Below are 17,389 nucleotides of genomic sequence, written 5' to 3'. Positions count from 1 at the left end.
TCAAGTTCAATCAGGCAGCGACCTTGCCTGCCAATCCTTGCCACCCGTCAGGGTCGCCAAGCGCTGTGACAATTCAACGCGGTATCGCCATGCTGCAGGCGGTGCTGAAAATCGGCAAGCAGGCTAAAAGCCCGGGGCGACGCCCGCGGGCCGCGCAGATCCGGGCGCGGCTTACATCACGCCGCCGCCCCGGCATGCATCAATAAGTCAGATTCACCGAGGGCAAACGCGCGTTCGGGCGGCCGTTGTCGCGCACGGTGGGCGACGTGTCGAGCGGCGCGCTCATCTGATAGCGTGTGCCGAGATTCGAATGCACGTTGATTTCAACGGGCTTGCCTTTGTCGCGGTATTCGGTGATTTCGGTGCCGTTAGCGCTGCGTTCGTAGAAGCTCGGCGTGCGCGGGACGTTGATTTCGACCTTCGAGCTGACCTCGGCGGCCGGACGATTGATCTTCTCCAGATCAGGCAGACCGGCCCGTTCATTGGCGGACTGGGGCGCGCCGGGGGCCGGAGTGTCATCGACAGGCTGGGCAGCCATCGCCGCGTTGCCAAAGGCGAGGGCCAGTGCAACGGCGACGGGAAGGAACGGCTTCATGGTGATTCTCCAATATGGTGCCCCGATTCTAGCAAATCCAGCCTTGCCTACGGGCGCGATCGCCTTATTTTGCGCCGCTTTCGCGCGACGTGCGCGCAATCTTGCGGCCGCTGTTGCGGCAGTTGTGGTAGGCGCGGCGAGGTCATTTGGCGATCGCGGGTTCCGTGGTAATGTCATCTCATCAATAGGGGCGAATGAAGATGAACAACGATACCAATCAACGCGCGGTGCAGACTCCCGCCAACAGCTTCCCAACCGAATCCTTTGACGACGCGGCCGAGGCGGTCACGCGTCTGTCGGCGATCTATGAAGCGAACACCTCGTTTCTGCGCGACGCTTTCGCGCGCTATCGCCGCAACGAACTGTTCGAGCGCCGGGTGCGCGCCTGCTACCCGTTCGTCAGAGTGCGCACCGAAGTCAACACGCATATCGACTCGCGCCGCTCGTACGGTTTCGTCGCGGGCCCCGGTGTGTTCGAGACCACGGTCACGCGGCCAGATCTGTTCGGCAACTACTATCGCGAGCAATTGCGCCTGCTGGCGAAGAACCATCACGTGAAGATCGAAGTCGGTGTGTCCGATCAGCCGATTCCGATTCACTTTGCTTTCGCCGAAGGCATCCATCTCGAGGGCGATCTGGATCGCGAGCGCCTGTTCCTGATGCGCGACGTGTTCGATACACCTGACCTCGCGCTGCTCGACGACCGGATCGTCAACGGCACGTACGAGCCGCTGCCGGGCGAGCCGCATCCGCTCGCGCTGTTCACGGCGGCGCGGGTGGATTTCTCGCTGCATCGGCTGAAGCATTACACGGCGACCTCACCCACGCATTGCCAGAACTACGTGCTGTACACGAACTACCAGTTCTATATCGACGAGTTCGTCAAACTCGGCCGCACGATGATGGCCCATACCGACGACGAAGAACTGCGCGCTTATCGCAGTGAATACACGTCGTTCGTCGAACCGGGCGACGTGATCACTTACAACGAAAATCTCGGCGAGCAGGCGCAGGAAGGCACGGCGCCGCCGCGTCTGCCGCAGATGCCCGCGTATCACCTGAAGCGTGCCGATGGCAGCGGCATCACGATGGTCAACATCGGTGTCGGGCCGTCGAACGCGAAGACGATCACGGATCATATCGCCGTGCTGCGTCCGCATGCGTGGATCATGCTCGGCCACTGCGCGGGTCTGCGCAATACGCAGCGTTTGGGCGACTACGTGCTGGCGCACGGCTATGTGCGCGAAGATCACGTGCTCGACGACGATTTGCCGCTGTGGGTGCCGATTCCAGCGCTCGCCGAAGTGCAGGTGGCGTTGGAACGCGCGGTCGCGCAGGTTACGCAACTGGACGGCGTCGAGTTAAAGCGCGTGATGCGCACGGGCACCGTGGCGAGTGTGGATAACCGCAACTGGGAGTTGCGCGATCACCGTGAGCCGGTGCAGCGGCTGTCGCAAAGCCGCGCGGTCGCGCTCGATATGGAGAGCGCGACGATCGCCGCCAACGGGTTCCGTTTCCGCGTGCCTTACGGCACCTTGCTATGCGTGTCGGACAAGCCTTTGCATGGCGAATTGAAGCTGCCCGGCATGGCGGATCAGTTCTATCGCGCGCAGGTCGATCAGCATCTGCAGATCGGCGTGAAGGCGATGGAGTTATTGCGGATGAATGGCCTGCATCGTTTGCATAGCCGTAAGTTGCGCAGCTTCGCGGAAGTGGCGTTTCAGTAAGGGGTATGCGTCGGCTTCGCGGAATACGACCGCGAACAGATCGGCCGTATGGAGGAGTGCGTCTGGGCAATTCCATGAACTTCACAAGCCGATCAGGCTGTGGCGCGCACTGATCCGTTGGCACGGACCTTGGGCGGCGTAGTTTCAGTTCTGCGCTCGTGTTTGTATCGCGCTTAAGCAGCTTCAATGAGGTTACGGCACAACATTGTGAAGTTCTGCGCTGTAGACGCGGCTCTCACATGGCAGTGGTTTTCGCCAAAGATCATGTTGAGTACCCAGTCCATGCTGCTTTCGGCGCCCAGAAGGAAATCCCGTTGGAGGTTCGAGCAACTCCGGAATCGTTGTGGTCCTGTTGCTTTTGTTTGCCATGCACACCTGTCCCAGTACCGCGCTCACGTCATTGCCGTAGGCCGGCATCACGGAGCGCACGCTAATCACTGCGATGGGCGTCGCGCGCCGTCTTGCCATCGAGGGTTACCACCTGACGCCGGCGCGCGGCTACGTGGATCACGCAAATCGCCAAACGCGTCTTCGATATTGAACACACCTTCTTGCATCGCTTTTTCTCGGCCATACAAGCCACGGTACACGCACCTTCAACAAAGCTTACCAGGTGCTCTTCACCATCTGTAGCACTTCACGCAATCTGCCTGGCTTCTCCCTCCGAAGTAACCGTTTTTTCGGAATTGTCTGATGTCAATCGCATCGTCGATGACGATACATTTTCAATGTAGTGAAAGCTACATTCATAAATGGTGGTATCCACCAAACTAAATAAAAACACGATGACTACCAGACGATTATTTTTGCGAACAAGTGCATTGTCTCTTGTCGGCATCACGTCTCAAATTGCAAAGGCGACTCCCACATCTCCCCAAACTACAGCCACTCCGCTCCGCGGATATGCTTTAACAAACGGCGCGACTGCATTGAGGCGCGACGACGGGACATGGATATTTTGGGTGCGTATCATAAATTTTCAGGACCCAAATAGTGATATTGCGGCAAATCTTCAGGTGGCGACGGATAAGGGGTTCTCGCAAATTATTGATGTCCTGCCTGTCACGCTCACAAAAACAAAATCATTTATTGCTCAGACGGTGTACAGGCCAAAAACAGGCAATACGCAGCTCTATTATCGCTATGTTGTCGGGTCGAGCCCTTCTATCGCACCGTCCGTCAGTTCCTCAGTGAATTCAATTGCCCCGTGGAATACAGAGTCAAAGGCTGAATAAAATGGCAAAAGTGGAAATGGTGTTGCAATTCATCGAAAACGGTTCGAATTCGATGACTACTTATCAGGCGCTTATGGCCGCAGCAAATAGCCAAAATGACTCGCTGTCAGTTATTCAAAATGGCACAAACCTCGTGGCAACAATATCAAATGTGGCACCGATGATGCAGCCAGTACGTATCATGACAAACGGATTGGCCGCGACGTCTGCATTAATACGAATTGCGACAGATTGGAAAGACCCGAACAAAAAAGTCCAGGCGGGAGACGTGCTGACCGTCATAAGTGCGGTTGGAACGATCGCTGTTACGCTGCTTGTTTGGGCAGAAATTGGCCCGGGTGCCGCTGCAGTAGTTGGTGGACTCATCTTGGCTGCCGACCTGCAATCTTCCTTTCAGCCATATATAAACTCTACAAAAATATGGTTGGGTAATTATATGACAACTCTGCTGCAAGTCTCGAATCCTCCGTCGGTTGCTAGTGCATCGCTTTATTGGTCAAGTCTCGGAACTGGAAGTGGGTACGTGCTTTCCTCCTACAACGAAATATTGACGCAAAAGGGGATGTTCGTCTGTTTGAGCGACAAGGGTGTTTCAGGTAGCGGTTTGATACCTATGGGGACCCCCGTTCCAGGTAGCTTCACGCCAGTCAACGAAGATCAATACAAGGAAAACTATTGCCGATATCTGAGTGTTGAACAGGGTTGGAGCGATATCGTTAGTGGAATGGATTATTGCAAGAACGTAAAATTCAGATAGCTATGACAGCAATGCCGCGTTGCATTCGGGTTTCACTTATCGGATTCTTTCTCGCCTTCCTGTGCGAGGCTTGGGTAGAAATCGCCTTACTTCAATCCGGCTCTCTGCCGTGGGAAGGCTGTCTGGCCGTGTTCGTAAGTCTTGTGGCGAATCTGCTGGCGCTTGTGTATGGGATAAAGAGAAAGAGATGGGCTTACGACCTGCTTAAGTGGATCGCGGCCTTTCTTCTTCTATGGACTATATTCGGGCACCCATATTTGCAAGAATTGGGATTGTGGGCTATCGCACTAATTACCCTTTGTGTGTGGCTCCGACTCGGCGCGCTTCTCATATTGCGGCGCAAGGCGGTGAAAGATTGGATCGAAGCGACTACTACCGGCGACGGTCTGCAGTGGCGTAGATGAATGACGAATAAGCGGCCTCTCTCTCCTGCCATCGACTACCGCATTGCGCGGTAGTCGATGGCAGCGATTCTTCCTTCAAGATTTCGTGACTTTGTAAGTACCGAGGCTTAGGGTTTCAGCAACCTGTAGACCTTCGCCGACCTCCGCCAGGAGAATAGTGTCCAAGCGTTCATTGCTGCGACCGCGACAATCCATACTACGACGCGCGCACTGGCGTTGCCGCTGTGAGCCTCGTGTATCCATTTAAGGCAAAGCAGGGCTGACACTAGGATGCCAGCCACAAACCACCAGAAGGAAATCTCGGGCGAATTGATGCCGCAAATCTCACCGGTGGAGTGGTTTAGCCATCCAACGAGCGTTTGCCAGTTATCTGTATCGCGCAGCACCGCCGTCACGACCATGCCGCTTTCAAGTCGAGGCGCGCCGCGCATTTGTACAGCGTACTGGCGTTTGCCTGCAACCGTTACGTTAAAGGCTGTGCTGATTGTTCTACTACCATATTTGTCTTTCTCGGCGACTATCCCATCGATGTTTTCAAGCGTGACGGTGATGGCATGGTAGGTCATAAGCGGATGGCACAGGAGCTGAGTCTATAAGCTGCAAGCATAGCTGTGCTCCGTAATCCCGAGACACTGACCGTACGGGTTTTTGACGCCGCATTGCGCTTAGTCAATGCGTTTCTCGGGCCGCCATGTTTGCGGCAGTTCTGTGCTCGATGCATTGCATTACTCAGGTCCCCCGCGCGTTTCAAAACTGCCCAAACCCCGTCAGCCCAATCAAACTCCCCGCTGCTAGCAACCACAGCGGATGAATCCGCGTTTTCAACGCCAGCACAGCGGTAAATGCGCAGATTGCCCATGCGATCGCCGTTGGGTTCGACGCTTCGGCGATCAGGGACGCACTCGCCGCGACGATGCCGGCCGTCACCGGCACCAGTCCCATTTGCGCGTAACGCCGCCACGGACGGTCCTTGAACCGGTCCCACGCATGCAGCGCAAGAATTGTCACGAGCGACGAAGGTCCGAACTTCGCCACTGAAGTCACGAACATCCCCGCCCAACCCGCCACGTGCCAACCGACCAACGTCACGATCATCAGATTGGGCCCCGGCGCCGCTTGCGCAAGCGCGAACAGCGCGCTGAATTCGCTGGCCGGCATCCAGTGATGCACATCCACCACCTGTCGCTGCATCTCCGGAAGGATCGTGTTGCCGCCACCAAACGCGAGCAACGAAAGCTGACTGAAAATGATGGCCAGAGAAATGAGCGTGTCGGTCATCGTGCGGCCCTCGACGCGATGTAGATGCTGAGCGGCGTGAGCACCAGCATCGTGGGCAGAAGCGGCAGCCGCATGATGGCGATCGCGATGAAGCCGAGCGCCGCGATAAGCGCGGCCATCGGTTTATCGCGCAATGGCAGAAGGATTTTCACGGCCATCGAGATCAGCAGGCCGGACGCCGCCGCGGCGAGGCCGGCAAACAGATGGCGAACGTGCGGGTCGTTTTGCGTGTGTTCGTACAGCACGCCAAGGCCGATCACCACCAGCGAAGGCCCCGCGATCAAGCCGAGCAAACCTGCCAGCGCGCCCGGCACGCCGCGAAAGCGCATCCCGATCGCCACCGAAAGATTGATCACATTGCCGCCCGGCAGGAATTGGCACAGGCCCAGCAAGTCGGTGAATTCCGCGCCGGTCAGCCAGCGCCGTTGCTCGACCACGGCGCGCCGCGCCAGCGGCAATGCGCCGCCGAATGAGATCAGCCCGAGGCCGAGAAAGCCGCTAAAAATTTCCCGCAATGTGGGCGTGGGCGGCCGGTCGGCCGTGGCTGAGGTGAGATCGTGATCCATTTCGCTAAGCTTCCAGTTCAAGCTCTGGAGGTTAGCGCCGAACCGTCGCTCGGCAAAACGATTTTTGAGCGCGCCTTTGTGATTTAGAATCACAAGCATGGCTCGTAATCTTCCTCCCTTTCCGGCGCTACGTGCCTTCGAAGCGGCCGCGCGGCATGAAAGTTTCACCGCCGCTGCGAACGAATTGCATGTGACGCACGGTGCAATTAGCCGGCAAGTCGCGGCTTTCGAAACATGGCTCGGCGTGCAGGTGTTTCATCGCCGCGGCAAGCGCGTGCGTCTGACCGACGACGGCCGCCGCTATCTGGGCACCGTCCAGGCCGCGTTCGACAGCATCGCGCTGGCTACGGATCAACTGCGCGACACGGGCGTCGTTCACGTTTTGAGGGTGAATGCGCTGCCGACCTTCGCAATGAAGTGGCTGCTGCCGCGGCTTCATCAATTCCAGCGTAAGGTGCCGAATGTGGAATTGCGCCTATCGACTTCAAACGCACCGGTCGAAACGCTGGACGGTTTCGACGTCGCCGTGCGGCGCGGGCCGGCGCATTGGCCGAACTGTGTGAGCGGCCATTTTCTTGGCGAGAGCGAGCTCCCGGTGTGCAGTCCCGCGCTCCTGCAACGCTCGCCGATCAAGGTGGCTGACGATCTCGCGAAGCACGTGCTGTTGCATTCAGACACGCGGCCCGATGCGTGGAGCAACTGGTTATCGGCGGCAGGGGCAACGGCGACATGCCGGAAGAAGCAGTCGTTCGATCACTTCTATCTGGCCTTGCAGGCCGCGGTGGATGGGCTCGGCGTGGCGCTCGGCCCGTTGCCTTTATTGGCGGATGAGCTGGCATCAGGACGGCTCGTCGTGCCGTTGGCCGGTCCGCGTATCGATGCACGCGGCTATTGGTGGGTGGCGAGGCGGGAGGTCGCGCAGGCGCCGCTAGTGGCGCAGTTCTGCGAATGGCTGCAAGCGCGGGGCGATCAGACCGATGTAGTTGAAGCGAGCGACCTGGAGGCCGCTCGCTAGAACCCGCGTGCGTTGCTCTGTTCAATGACGCATTGAACATCAGCAAGCCGACTTCGCGCACGAGGCGCGAAGCTCCAGCATCACAGATAGAACATCCGGTCTTCATCCGACTTGGCCGGATGCGGTTCGGTTTCTTCGCGGTCTTCGTAGAACTTCAACACCGCTTCGAGCACCTGATCCGGATCGTCGATCACCTGCATCAAGTCCATATCCGTCGGATTGATCAGGCCCATCGGCGTGAGCGAGTTCTTGAACCACGCAAGCAGGCCTTCCCAGAACTCGCCGCCCACCAGAATGATCGGCACGTGGCGCGATTTCTTGGTTTGAATCAGCGTGAGGACTTCGGCGAGCTCATCCAGCGTGCCGAAACCGCCCGGCATGACGATCACCGCATCCGAGTTCTTCACGAACGTGACCTTGCGCGTGAAGAAATGGCGGAAGCGCAGCGAGATGTCCTGCCATTGATTGCCCGATTGCTCGTGCGGCAGTTCGATGTTCAGGCCGACCGAAGGGGCTTTGCCCGCATGGGCGCCCTTGTTGGCCGCCTCCATGATGCCGGGGCCGCCGCCCGAGATGACCGCGAAGCCGGCGTCCGAAAGCTTGCGCGCGATTTGCGTGGCGAGTTTGTAATACGGCGAGTTCGGTTTCAGGCGCGCTGAACCATAGATGCTGACAGCCGGACGAATCTCCGAGAGGTACTCGGTCGCCTCGATAAACTCTGCCATAATCGTGAACATCTGCCACGATGCGCGGGCCTTCTTAGCCGTAGCGCGCTCTTGATCTGCGAGTGATCGCAGACTCGGAATCACTTTTCTCTTAGTCATAATGCCTGAAGAACGAAGCCTTGAAGGTAAGACCCTGCTATTGGTCGACGGTTCGAGTTATCTGTACCGGGCCTACCATGCGATGCCTGATCTGCGCGGACCCGAGGGTGGCCCGACGGGTGCGCTCTATGGAATGATCAACATGCTGCGGCGCATGCGCAAGGAAGTTACTGCAGAGTATAGCGCGTGCGTGTTCGACGCCAAGGGCAAAACGTTTCGCGACGACTGGTATGCCGACTATAAGGCGAACCGTCCGTCGATGCCCGAGGATCTCGCGCGGCAGATCGAGCCGATTCACGTCGCCGTGCGCGCGCTCGGCTGGCCGCTTCTGATGATCGAAGGCGTCGAAGCTGACGACGTGATCGGCACGCTCAGCACCGAGGCGGAAAAGCGCGGCATGAATGTGATCGTGTCGACTGGGGACAAGGATCTGGCGCAGCTCGTGTCGGATCATGTCACCCTCATCAATACGATGACTAATGAGAAGCTCGACCGCGAAGGCGTGATCGCCAAATTCGGCGTGCCGCCGGAACGCATCATCGACTACCTGTCGTTGATCGGCGATACCGTCGACAACGTGCCCGGCGTCGAAAAATGCGGGCCGAAAACGGCGATCAAATGGCTGACGCAGTACGAAACCCTCGACGGCATCGTCGCACATGCGGACGAGATCAAAGGTGCGGTAGGAGACAATCTGCGACGTGCGCTCGATTTTCTGCCGATGGCGAAGAAACTCGTCACCGTCGAGCGCCAATGCGATCTGACCGGCCATATCGTGTCGATCGAAGAAAGCCTGGAAAGCCGCCCGGAATCGCGCGAAGAACTGCGCGACGTGTTCACGCGCAACGGCTTCAAGACCTGGCTGCGTGAGGTGGAAGTCGCCGAAGTCGTGGAAGGTCCCGAGACCGATGTACCGCCGGCGCTTACCGTGGATCACGAACGTCACTACGACACCGTGCAGACCTGGGAGCAGCTCGACGCGTGGCTTGAGAAGATCAACGCCGCTGAGTTGACTGCGTTCGATACCGAAACCACCTCGCTCGACCCGATGACCGCGCAAATCGTGGGCTTGTCGTTTTCGGTCGAGCCTGGTTATGCCGCTTATGTGCCGGTCGCGCATCGCGGTCCGGACGCACCCGTGCAACTGCCGCGCGACGAAGTTCTCGCGAAGCTCAAGCCGTGGCTGGAAAGCGCCGACCACAAGAAGGTCGGCCAGCACATGAAGTACGACGAACAGGTGCTGGCGAACTACGGCATCGAAATGCGCGGCGTCGAACACGACACGCTGCTGGAATCGTACGTGCTCGAATCGCACCGTACGCATGACATGGACAGCCTCGCGCTGCGCCATCTCGGCATCAAGACGATCAAGTATGAAGAGGTGGCGGGCAAGGGCGCGTCGCAGATCGGCTTCGACGAAGTCGCGCTGGAAACGGCCGCCGAATACGCGGCGGAAGACGCCGACATCACCTTGCGTCTGCATCAGGCCTTGTATCCGCAAGTGGCCGCGGAGAAGACCCTCGACTACGTGTATCGCGACATCGAAGTGCCGACCTCGCGCGTTTTGCGCAAGATGGAGCGCACCGGCGTGCTGATCGACGCCGAAAAGCTGCGCGCGCAAAGCAGTGAAATCGCCACGCGTCTGATTCAGCTGGAAAGCGAAGCGTACGTGCTGGCCGGTGGCGAATTCAATCTTGGCTCACCGAAGCAGATCGGCCAGATCTTCTTCGAGAAGCTCGAATTGCCGGTGGTCAAGAAGACCCCGAGCGGCGCGCCGTCCACCGACGAAGAAGTGCTGCAAAAGCTCGCCGAAGACTATCCGCTGCCGAAGATCCTGCTCGAACACCGCGGTTTGTCGAAGCTGAAATCGACCTACACGGACAAGCTGCCGCGCATGGTCAACGCCGAGACCGGTCGTGTGCATACGAACTATGCGCAGGCGGTGGCGGTCACGGGCCGGCTGGCGTCGAACGATCCGAACCTGCAGAACATCCCCGTGCGCACCGGCGAAGGGCGTCGTATCCGCGAGGCGTTTATCGCGCCGCCGGGCCACAAACTCGTCTCCGCCGACTACTCGCAGATCGAATTGCGCATCATGGCGCACATTTCCGGCGACGAATCCCTGCTGCGTGCGTTCTCGCAGGGCGAAGACATTCACCGCGCCACTGCCGCGGAGATTTTCAGCGTGACGCCGCTCGAAGTGTCGAACGATCAACGGCGCGTAGCGAAGGTCATCAACTTCGGACTGATCTACGGCATGAGCGCGTTCGGTCTCGCCGCGAACCTCGGCATTACGCGTGACGCGGCCAAGCTGTATATCGACCGTTACTTCGCGCGTTATCCGGGCGTCGCGCGTTACATGGACGAAACACGTCTGAGCGCGAAGTCCAAGGGCTATGTGGAGACGGCGTTCGGCCGCCGCCTGTGGCTGCCGGAGATCAACGGCGGCAACGGCCCACGCCGTCAGGCCGCAGAGCGCGCGGCCATTAACGCACCGATGCAAGGCACGGCCGCCGACCTGATCAAACTGTCGATGATCGCGGTGCAGAAGTGGATCGAAGAATCGAAGGTCGGAACGCGCATGATCATGCAGGTGCACGACGAACTGATCCTCGAAGTGCCGGACGCGGAATTGTCCGATGTACGTAAGCGCTTGCCGGAACTGATGTGCGGTGTCGCCGCGCTGAAAGTGCCGCTGGTCGCCGAAGTGGGCGCCGGCCTGAACTGGGAAGAAGCGCATTGACGTGCATGTGACGGCGCGCGCGATAGGCGATATCGTCGCGCGCATGTCACATATGCGTATTGATGGCTTGTGACAACCCGTGCCGCTCGCGGACAATCGCCAGGATAGACTGCGCGCGTTTCATGCTGCAAGCGCGCCGTCGCGACGCATAACCCATCGGCAAATACGGAGAGTTCAATGCATCGTTTTATCGTCGTTGGCGGGGGTGCGGGGGGACTGGAACTGGCGACGCGCCTGGGCGACCGCTATGCACCCCACAAGAACAAGGGCGGCGTGCACGCGCAAGTGACGCTCGTCGACCGTAATCCAACCCATATCTGGAAGCCGCTGCTGCATGAAGTGGCAGCCGGCAGCATGGACCCGTTCACCCAGGAACTCGAATATGCGGCGCAGGCGCGCTGGCACGGCTTTGAGTTCCAGCAGGGCGATCTGACCGGTCTGGACCGCGCGAACAAGCGCCTCACGCTCGGTACCGTGCTCGACGACGACGGCGCCGAATTGCTGCCCGCGCGCGAACTCGAATACGACACGCTGATCATCGCGATTGGCAGCACCACGGCGTTCTTCGGCGTGAAAGGCGCGTCGGAGTTCTCTCTCGCGCTCGACACAGTCAGCCAGGCGGAGCGCTTCCGCAAACGCCTTATCGCGGCCTGTATGCGCGCGGAACACCAGGTGCATGAACCGGTCGAATCGGGCCCGGGTACGTCGTCGACCTCTACTGAGCCGCGCATCCAGGTGGCGATCGTCGGCGGCGGTGCGACGGGCGTCGAACTCTCGGCTGAGTTGCGCAATACGGCCCAGGTATTGTCTGCGTACGGTTTGCATAAGCTCGATCCGCGGCACGACGTCGGCATCGTGCTGATCGAGGCGGGACCGCGCATTTTGCCGGCCTTGCAGGAGCGTGTATCGACGGCCACCGCCGAATTGCTCACCAAGCTCGGCGTAAAACTGATGATCGGCGAGACCGTGGCCGAGGTCGCTCCGGGCATGATCCGCACGGCCAGCGGCAAAACTGTGCGCGCCGATCTGACGGTATGGGCGGCAGGCATCAAGGCGCCCGCCATCCTGAGCGAACTCGACGGCCTGCCGGTCAATCGTCTGGGGCAACTCATCGTGCGCCGCACGCTGCAAACCGAAGTCGACGACAACATCTTCGCGCTCGGCGATTGTGCGGCTTGCCCATGGCCGGGCAACGAACGCAACGTGCCGCCGCGTGCGCAAGCGGCTCACCAGCAGGCGAGCTTCCTGTTGAAGGCGCTTGCGGCACGGCTCGAGAATAAGCCGCTGCCTGAGTTTACCTATCGCGACTTCGGCTCGCTGGTGTCGCTCGGGCACTTCAGTGCGGTCGGCAATCTGATGGGCGGCGTGATCGGCGGCAATATGCTGATTGAAGGGCTGTTCGCGCGCTTCATGTATATGTCGCTGTACCGGCTGCATATCGCGGCGCTGCACGGCTACGCTCGGATGGTGCTCGACACCTTCGCGCACTGGTTGCGGCGCACCACGCTGCCGCGGGTCAAGCTGCACTGAAAGCTGACTGTGCTCGAGAAGGTTGCATCTGCAACAGGATGCGGGTGAAGCGTATCCTGTTGCCTCCAACCTTCACACGAGGAGCGCCGCATGCTGAAACCCGATATCGACAGCCTGGTCCCGCACGTTCCCTTCAATCGACGCACCTTCATTAAAGCCGCGCTCGGCACCGGTTTCGCCGCGGCCGTGATGCCAGTGTCGGCGCAAACCATCCGTACCGATAGCGACGGTCTTGAAGCCGGCGAGATCGCGGTGCGTTCCGGCGACACGCTGGTGCCGGCGTATCGCGCGCAGCCCAAGGGCAAGACGCACTTGCCGGTGATCATCGTCGTGCATGAGATTTTCGGCGTGCACGAGCATATCGCCGACGTGTGCCGGCGTTTCGCCAAACAGGGTTATCTGGCGATCGCGCCGAACCTGTACGAGCGGCAGGGCGATCCGACTGTTTACACGAGCATGCAGCAACTCAACGAGCAACTGGTCAGCAAGGTGCCGGACGACCAGGTCCTGGGCGACCTCGACGCAACTGTCGCCTGGGCGGGCGAACACGGCGGCGATCTGAACCGGCTGGGTGTGAACGGCTTCTGCTGGGGCGGGCGGATCGCGTGGCTATATGCCGAACACAATCCGCGGCTGAAGGCGGGCGTGGCTTGGTACGGACGCGTAACAGGCCAGAAAACCGCGATGACCCCGGCCAATCCGCTCGATGAAGTGGCGCAGTTGCACGCGCCGGTTCTGGGTCTATACGGCTTGCAAGATCAAAGCATTCCGCAAGACACGCTCGAACAGATGAAACACGCCATCGCGCAGGGCCCACAGGCGGGGCGCGGCTCGCAATTCGTCGTGTACGACGACGCGGGCCACGCGTTCTTCGCGGATTACCGGCCGAGTTACAAGAAAGCCGATGCCGAGGATGGCTGGCGCCGGGCGCTGGTGTGGTTCAAGCAGCACGGAGTCGCCTGAGGGCGCCAGTTCGATACCGTCAGTTGACGCGCCATAACGGCGTGCCGATGCGCTCGGCTAGAAGGATGCAAAAAGGCCGTGGCCGCTTTCCAGCGGCCACGGCCTAATACTAATCGTCCTGCTTGACGGGCTGCTTAAGGATTCGGGCCCGTTGCAACCGGCCGCTTCGGATCAGAACTCCATTCGCTCCACGATCCCGCGTACAGCGCCGCGCCATGCATGCCGGCAATCTCCATCGCGAGCGCGTTCACGCACGCCGTTACGCCCGAGCCGCATTGCAGCACGACGTGTTCCGGCGACGTGTCGCCCAGCAACGCATGGAATTCCTCACGCAGCGTGTGCGCCGGCTTGTAGCGGCCGTCGGCGGTGAGGTTGTCCTTGAAGAACCGGTTGAGTGCGCCAGGAATATGGCCGCCGACGCGATCCAGCGCTTCGTTTTCACCGCGATAGCGATCGTTCGCACGCGCATCGACCACGACGCGTTCTTTCGTACCGAGGTTGCGCTCGACGGTCTGCGCGTCGACAGTTACCGAAAGTGGCGCACCCGCTTTGAAGTCGCCGGTGTTTTGTGCCGGAGCGTCCTGCGTCAGCGGCTTACCGGCCGCTTCCCAGGCTTGCAGTCCGCCGTCGAGCAGCGCCACCGCATCGTGACCGAGCCAGCGCAGCAGCCACCATGCGCGCGCGGCGTACATGCCACCTTGCGCGTCATACGCGACCACTTGCTGACCCTGCTTGAGCCCGCGCGACTCCAGCGTCTCCACCAGCCGTGCACGATCCGGCAACGGATGGCGACCATTGTGGCCGTTCTTCGGCCCCGACAGATCGCGATCGAGGTTCAGATAATGCGCGCCCGGCAAATGCCCGGCCAGATAGGCTTTTTCGCCTGCCTCGGTGTCCGCCAGATCGAAACGGCAATCGATGACGAACACGCTGCCCGGCGCGGCGGCCAGCCGTTCCGCGAGGTTTGTCGCGGAGATGAGAGTGGTGTAGTGAGTGTGGGGCATGACGTCTCCAGTCCCATGCAAGATGGTTGCGGCGCTCACGCGGGCGGCTTGAGGCCGTTAGCGAATGGCCGAACGATACTGATAGTCTAAACAAAAAAAGACGGGCCGAAGCCCGTCTTCCATGTTTTGATGCGGACCGCGCGAATCAGATCGCGCCGAGTTCACGCCGCAGGAACTCGTGGAAGTGCTGCATGCCGTCTTCCATCGGGCTCTGATACGGGCCGACCTGCGATTCGCCGCGTTCCATCAGCGCGCGGCGGCCGGCGTCCATGCGTTCGGCGATCTCGTCGTCTTCGCGGGCCGTTTCCATATAGGCGGCGCGCTCGGCTTCGACGAACTCGCGTTCGAACAGCGCGATTTCTTCAGGGTAATAGAACTCCACCACATTGGTGGTTTTCTGTGGACCGCGCGGAATCAGCCACGACACGACCAGCACGTGCGGATACCACTCGATCATGATGCCGGGGTAGTACACCATCCAGATCGCGCCGAAATCGGGCGGATTGCCGCCGCGGAAGCGCAGCACCTCGTCGTGCCATTTACGGTACGTCGGGCTGCCCGGCTGCTCCAGATCCTTGTGGACGCCGACCGTCTGCACGCTGTACCACTCGCCGAATTCCCACGTCAGATCATCGCAGTTGACGAAGCTGCCGAGGCCCGGATGGAACGGCGCGACGTGGTAGTCCTCCAGATAGACCTCAATGAAGGACTTCCAGTTGTAATTGCACTCGTGCACTTCGACGTGATCGAACATGAAGCCCGAAAAATCGAAGTGTTGCTTGGTGCCGAGGCGCGCCAGATCCCGCGCGACGTCGCGCCCCTGTGCTTCGAACAGCAGGCCTTGCCAGTTCTGCAGCGGCGTGGCGCCGAGATTCAGGCAGGGGTTATCCGCAAAATGAGGTGCGCCGAGGAGCTGGCCGTTCAGGTCGTACGTCCAGCGATGCAGGGGGCAGACGATGTTCTCCGTCTGGCCGCGGCCGTTGAGCATGATGGCTTGCCGGTGGCGGCAGACGTTCGACAGCAGTTCGACTTGCGACTGCTGGTTACGGACGAGCACACGCCCTTCGCTCTCGCTGGGCAGAGCAAAATAATTTCCCGCTTCGGGCACCATGAGATCGTGGCCGATGTAGCGAGGACCTTTCTTGAAAAGGGTGTCGATTTCGCGCGTTAGAAGCGCTTCGTCAAAGTAAGCCGTGACTGGCAGCTGGCTGTGGACAGACCGCAACTGCAATGCATTGCTCAGATTGGACATTCCCACTCCCGTGAAGACGTGAAAGCAGTGAACAACCCAACCATCGATAGATTCGATTTAGGGAGCCCGCGATTATACCCGATTCCCCCTCCTCGGGGCGCTTAAGTGCCTGATTTGGGTCAAAAATGTCAAGGAAGTTCAAGGTTTTCGCCGCAGACCAATCGTTTTTTTTCTGCGAGACTGAGAGGCGGGCGCGAAGGGCAAAGGCGGGGCGCGGGCTGGCGATGGGATCGGAAATGTCGCTTTTGCCGTAGAATGTCCGACTTGTTTTAATTTTGCGACTATTCATGGCGAAGACCGCGTCGAAAGATACTGCTGCCGCGCCTGCTGAAGGCGTCGATACCACGCCGTTGCCCGAGAACTACGAGGCCGCCCAGGCTGAGCTGGAAGGGTTGGTGGCGCGCATGGAAGGCGGCAATCTCAGCCTCGAGGAATCGCTCACCGCCTACCGGCGCGGTGCGGCGCTCGTCGCGTTTTGCCAGCAGCAGCTCGAGAAGGTCGAGCAACAGGTGCGCGTGCTCGATGGCGAGACGCTGAAGCCGCTGCCTATGAATAGCGCAGGCACAGCCGCTACTGAAAGCGGGGACGACCTATGACATTCGAACAATGGACACGCTCGGTACTCGAACGTGTCGAATCGGCACTAGAACACTACCTGCCCACGGAAGCGACTGAGCCGGCCAAACTGCATGAAGCCATGCGCTACGCCGTGCTGGGCGGTGGCAAGCGGGTGCGCCCGCTGCTGTGCCACGCGGCCGGCGAACTGACCGGCGCGCGCGCCGAGTGCCTGGACGCGGCCGCGGCGGCGCTGGAAATGATCCACGTGTACTCGCTCGTGCACGACGACATGCCCTGCATGGACGACGACGCGCTGCGTCGCGGCAAGCCCACAGTACACGTCAAGTATGACGAAGCCACGGCGCTGCTGGTCGGCGACGCGCTGCAAGCGCAGGCGTTCGTTGCGCTGACGTCGGACGTGCTGGCGCCGGCGCAGCAGGCCGCGCTGGTGCGTGAACTGGCCTTGGCGAGCGGCTCGGTCGGCATGTGCGGCGGCCAGGCTATCGATCTCGCGAGCGTCGGCCATACGCTGACGCGCCCGCAACTCGAAACCATGCACCGGATGAAAACCGGCGCCTTGTTGCGTGCCGCGGTGCGCATGGGCGCGCTGGCGGGCGAAACGCCGAATGCGGACGCCATGCGTTCGCTTGACGCATATGCGGCCGCCGTAGGCCTCGCGTTTCAGGTCGTCGACGATATTCTCGACGTCACGACCGATTCCGCAACGCTTGGCAAGACAGCAGGTAAAGACGCGAAGGACGGCAAGCCGACCTACGTGTCGATTATTGGGCTAGATGCGTCGCGTGCGCTCGCAGCGCAACTGCGCAGCGACGCCCACGCTGCGATTGCGCCGTTTGGTGCGCGCGCGCAGCGTCTTGCCGAATTGGCCGACCTGGTGGTGAACCGGGTTAGCTGAACGCGAAAGCCCGCCGCCGCGC

At 60.2% G+C, this 17,389-nt stretch carries 16 protein-coding genes; 9 read left to right on the top strand and 7 right to left on the bottom strand.

Annotated elements, in window-relative coordinates:
* Positions 1-199: 199 nt before the first annotated feature.
* Positions 200-595, bottom strand: coding sequence for a hypothetical protein (locus tag KHO30_RS00885; protein WP_200570572.1), 396 nt, complete (start codon positions 593-595; stop codon positions 200-202).
* A gap of 200 nt (positions 596-795) precedes the next feature.
* On the opposite strand from KHO30_RS00885, the gene KHO30_RS00880 reads away from it, so the two are divergent.
* The 3 genes from KHO30_RS00880 (at position 796) to KHO30_RS00870 (ending at position 4,314) form a co-directional block, all read left to right on the top strand.
* On the top strand, positions 796-2,322 hold the full coding sequence (locus tag KHO30_RS00880) for an AMP nucleosidase (protein ID WP_054034928.1): 1,527 nt from the start codon (positions 796-798) through the stop codon (positions 2,320-2,322).
* A 752-nt stretch (positions 2,323-3,074) separates the two neighbouring features.
* Positions 3,075-3,557, top strand: a complete 483-nt coding sequence (locus KHO30_RS00875) for a hypothetical protein (RefSeq protein WP_200650897.1) — start codon at positions 3,075-3,077, stop codon at positions 3,555-3,557.
* A 1-nt stretch (position 3,558) separates the two neighbouring features.
* Positions 3,559-4,314 carry a hypothetical protein gene (locus KHO30_RS00870; protein ID WP_093634987.1) on the top strand — a complete coding sequence of 252 codons (756 nt, stop codon included), beginning with the start codon at positions 3,559-3,561 and terminating at the stop codon, positions 4,312-4,314.
* A 511-nt stretch (positions 4,315-4,825) separates the two neighbouring features.
* Here the strand turns inward: KHO30_RS00870 and KHO30_RS00865 are convergent.
* From KHO30_RS00865 to KHO30_RS00855, 3 genes are all read right to left on the bottom strand, one after another.
* Positions 4,826-5,284, bottom strand: coding sequence for a hypothetical protein (locus KHO30_RS00865; RefSeq protein ID WP_093634989.1), 459 nt, complete (start codon positions 5,282-5,284; stop codon positions 4,826-4,828).
* Between the two features lie 181 nt (positions 5,285-5,465).
* On the bottom strand, positions 5,466-5,996 hold the full coding sequence (locus KHO30_RS00860) for a chromate transporter (protein WP_211699765.1): 531 nt from the start codon (positions 5,994-5,996) through the stop codon (positions 5,466-5,468).
* Entirely contained in the window at positions 5,993-6,562 is a 570-nt protein-coding gene (locus KHO30_RS00855) for a chromate transporter (RefSeq protein ID WP_211699764.1), read from the bottom strand. Before KHO30_RS00855 ends, KHO30_RS00860 begins: the two co-directional genes overlap by 4 nt.
* A gap of 97 nt (positions 6,563-6,659) precedes the next feature.
* Here KHO30_RS00855 and KHO30_RS00850 point away from each other — a divergent pair, with 97 nt between their 5' ends.
* A complete protein-coding gene (locus KHO30_RS00850; protein ID WP_200617374.1) occupies positions 6,660-7,577 on the top strand; it encodes a transcriptional regulator GcvA in 918 nt (305 codons plus the stop codon).
* Positions 7,578-7,657: 80 nt separating this feature from the next.
* Here KHO30_RS00850 and KHO30_RS00845 read toward each other — a convergent pair whose 3' ends face one another.
* On the bottom strand, positions 7,658-8,401 hold the full coding sequence (locus KHO30_RS00845; protein ID WP_093634992.1) for an LOG family protein: 744 nt from the start codon (positions 8,399-8,401) through the stop codon (positions 7,658-7,660).
* A 1-nt stretch (position 8,402) separates the two neighbouring features.
* Here KHO30_RS00845 and polA point away from each other — a divergent pair, with 1 nt between their 5' ends.
* From polA to KHO30_RS00830, 3 genes are all read left to right on the top strand, one after another.
* Positions 8,403-11,144, top strand: a complete 2,742-nt coding sequence (polA, locus tag KHO30_RS00840) for a DNA polymerase I (protein WP_093634993.1) — start codon at positions 8,403-8,405, stop codon at positions 11,142-11,144.
* Between the two features lie 177 nt (positions 11,145-11,321).
* Positions 11,322-12,674: an NAD(P)/FAD-dependent oxidoreductase gene (locus KHO30_RS00835; RefSeq protein WP_211699763.1), complete on the top strand. Its 1,353-nt coding sequence runs from the start codon at positions 11,322-11,324 to the stop codon at positions 12,672-12,674.
* Between the two features lie 90 nt (positions 12,675-12,764).
* The gene (locus KHO30_RS00830; RefSeq protein WP_211699762.1) at positions 12,765-13,637 is read left to right on the top strand and encodes a dienelactone hydrolase family protein; all 873 of its coding nucleotides are present in this window, start codon (positions 12,765-12,767) and stop codon (positions 13,635-13,637) included.
* A 134-nt stretch (positions 13,638-13,771) separates the two neighbouring features.
* On the opposite strand, the gene KHO30_RS00825 is transcribed toward KHO30_RS00830, so the two are convergent.
* Both KHO30_RS00825 and KHO30_RS00820 read right to left on the bottom strand, forming a co-directional pair.
* The gene (locus KHO30_RS00825) at positions 13,772-14,641 is read right to left on the bottom strand and encodes a sulfurtransferase (protein WP_211699761.1); all 870 of its coding nucleotides are present in this window, start codon (positions 14,639-14,641) and stop codon (positions 13,772-13,774) included.
* Positions 14,642-14,786: 145 nt separating this feature from the next.
* Entirely contained in the window at positions 14,787-15,893 is a 1,107-nt protein-coding gene (locus tag KHO30_RS00820) for an aromatic ring-hydroxylating oxygenase subunit alpha (RefSeq protein WP_211699760.1), read from the bottom strand.
* A 287-nt stretch (positions 15,894-16,180) separates the two neighbouring features.
* On the opposite strand from KHO30_RS00820, the gene KHO30_RS00815 reads away from it, so the two are divergent.
* Positions 16,181-16,489, top strand: a complete 309-nt coding sequence (locus KHO30_RS00815; RefSeq protein WP_054034828.1) for an exodeoxyribonuclease VII small subunit — start codon at positions 16,181-16,183, stop codon at positions 16,487-16,489.
* Entirely contained in the window at positions 16,486-17,367 is an 882-nt protein-coding gene (locus KHO30_RS00810; protein WP_093634998.1) for a polyprenyl synthetase family protein, read from the top strand. The genes KHO30_RS00815 and KHO30_RS00810 overlap by 4 nt, the downstream gene beginning before the upstream one ends.
* Positions 17,368-17,389: the final 22 nt, after the last annotated feature.

The sequence above is a fragment of the Paraburkholderia aspalathi genome (assembly GCF_905220735.1).
GTDB lineage: Bacteria > Pseudomonadota > Gammaproteobacteria > Burkholderiales > Burkholderiaceae > Paraburkholderia > Paraburkholderia aspalathi.
This window is presented reverse-complemented; position numbering and strand designations above follow the sequence as displayed.

Coding starts and splice junctions, on each gene's coding strand:
- KHO30_RS00815 (WP_054034828.1), top strand. CDS start 16,181: ATGGCGAAGACCGCGTCGAAAGATACTGCTGCCGCGCCTGCTGAAGGC.
- KHO30_RS00810 (WP_093634998.1), top strand. CDS start 16,486: ATGACATTCGAACAATGGACACGCTCGGTACTCGAACGTGTCGAATCG.
- KHO30_RS00870 (WP_093634987.1), top strand. CDS start 3,559: ATGGCAAAAGTGGAAATGGTGTTGCAATTCATCGAAAACGGTTCGAAT.
- KHO30_RS00865 (WP_093634989.1), bottom strand. CDS start 5,284: ATGACCTACCATGCCATCACCGTCACGCTTGAAAACATCGATGGGATA.
- KHO30_RS00850 (WP_200617374.1), top strand. CDS start 6,660: ATGGCTCGTAATCTTCCTCCCTTTCCGGCGCTACGTGCCTTCGAAGCG.
- KHO30_RS00845 (WP_093634992.1), bottom strand. CDS start 8,401: ATGACTAAGAGAAAAGTGATTCCGAGTCTGCGATCACTCGCAGATCAA.
- KHO30_RS00880 (WP_054034928.1), top strand. CDS start 796: ATGAACAACGATACCAATCAACGCGCGGTGCAGACTCCCGCCAACAGC.
- KHO30_RS00885 (WP_200570572.1), bottom strand. CDS start 595: ATGAAGCCGTTCCTTCCCGTCGCCGTTGCACTGGCCCTCGCCTTTGGC.
- KHO30_RS00855 (WP_211699764.1), bottom strand. CDS start 6,562: ATGGATCACGATCTCACCTCAGCCACGGCCGACCGGCCGCCCACGCCC.
- KHO30_RS00835 (WP_211699763.1), top strand. CDS start 11,322: ATGCATCGTTTTATCGTCGTTGGCGGGGGTGCGGGGGGACTGGAACTG.
- KHO30_RS00825 (WP_211699761.1), bottom strand. CDS start 14,641: ATGCCCCACACTCACTACACCACTCTCATCTCCGCGACAAACCTCGCG.
- KHO30_RS00875 (WP_200650897.1), top strand. CDS start 3,075: ATGGTGGTATCCACCAAACTAAATAAAAACACGATGACTACCAGACGA.
- KHO30_RS00820 (WP_211699760.1), bottom strand. CDS start 15,893: ATGTCCAATCTGAGCAATGCATTGCAGTTGCGGTCTGTCCACAGCCAG.
- polA (WP_093634993.1), top strand. CDS start 8,403: ATGCCTGAAGAACGAAGCCTTGAAGGTAAGACCCTGCTATTGGTCGAC.
- KHO30_RS00860 (WP_211699765.1), bottom strand. CDS start 5,996: ATGACCGACACGCTCATTTCTCTGGCCATCATTTTCAGTCAGCTTTCG.
- KHO30_RS00830 (WP_211699762.1), top strand. CDS start 12,765: ATGCTGAAACCCGATATCGACAGCCTGGTCCCGCACGTTCCCTTCAAT.